Source organism: Megasphaera sp. AF13-6AC (assembly GCF_027685385.1).
Taxonomy (GTDB): domain Bacteria; phylum Bacillota; class Negativicutes; order Veillonellales; family Megasphaeraceae; genus Megasphaera; species Megasphaera micronuciformis.
The window spans coordinates 1-1,217 of the sequence record NZ_JAQCUN010000230.1 but is presented as its reverse complement, the minus strand read 5'-3'; the positions used below and the strand labels follow the sequence as shown (position 1 = coordinate 1,217).

Genomic DNA, 1,217 nt, shown 5'->3' with positions numbered 1-1,217 from the left:
TATGATATAGAGATCTTTCATTTTCGCACCTACTTTTCCCGGTGTCGTTTACGAGCTACTTCATACATGAGAAGAGCTGCCGCTACGGAAGCATTTAACGAGTTAATCCGACCGAACATGGGAATGCGTACGAGTACGTCGCAATTGTCCTTCACAAGACGGGATATCCCCTTACCTTCACTACCGATAACCAATACCAGTGGCATATCGGCAGACAGGGAGTAATAGTTTTCTTCGCCGACCATGTCGGCCCCTAAAACCCAGAACCCCTGTTTTTTTAATTGTTTCAACGTAGTCGTCACATTGCCGATACGAACGACCGGCATGTATTCCACGGCACCGGCCGAGGTCTTGGCTACCGTTTCATTTATAGGGGCGCTGTGCCTTTGCGGCACCAAAACGGCATGTACGCCGGCACATTCAGCCGTACGAATGATAGCACCCAAATTGTGGACGTCTTCAATGCCGTCGGCAAGAACCAAAAAGGGCATCTCTCCCTTTTCCTGAACCTTGGCCAAGACATCATCCAAATCGGCAAAGTCAACAGCTGCAGCAAGGGCAATGACATCTTGATGCCGTACGCCCTGAGCCAATCGCTCCATGGCCCGAGTATCGACGAATTCGACGGGAATTTTCCGCTCTTTCGCCAAAGTTCGAATACGAGCCAAAGGCGGTGCCTCTTTTTTGGCAGTCATATAAATTTTTGTCACCGAACGCCCTGCTTTCAGGGCTTCGGTGACACTGTTGCGTCCTGCAATAATCGATGTATCCACAGGCTACTCCTTATGTGAGTCACGACTATATTTTCGTGTATAAGAAACAATGCAATTCATGATTTGCTGTAACCGTTCATCTTGTTCGGAAAGAATCAGATAGCCGATAAGCGCTTCCAAGGCCGTACTGTTGCGATATTCACCGACAGTGGCACTCTTGGGAACTTGCATCTTCGCATTGCGCGCACGGCGGCAAACAGCCGTTTCCTCTTCTGTAAAATCTTCTTTAAGGGCTTCATAAACAACGGACTGCACCTTGGCGGAAACAAATTCAGCCGCCAGGGAATGCAATACTCGGGCATTGGGTATACCCGTAGCCGTTAAGCATCGACGCAAGGTCAAGGCATAATAGGCATCGCCTATGAGTGCCAGATTCAACGAGTCCGTACGGGCTGCATCAACAAACGGTACATTCAAGGTCGTATCGTCTGCAAAGGCCTTAAG

General features: G+C 49.1%; 2 protein-coding genes. Both read right to left on the bottom strand.

Annotated features, from left to right (window positions below):
* Positions 1-29: 29 nt before the first annotated feature.
* Entirely contained in the window at positions 30-773 is a 744-nt protein-coding gene (gene rlmB, locus PGX78_RS08420; RefSeq protein WP_270446498.1) for a 23S rRNA (guanosine(2251)-2'-O)-methyltransferase RlmB, read from the bottom strand.
* A 3-nt stretch (positions 774-776) separates the two neighbouring features.
* Positions 777-1,217: Mini-ribonuclease 3 (locus PGX78_RS08415; RefSeq protein WP_270446496.1), on the bottom strand; the 441-nt coding region annotated here is incomplete at its 5' end.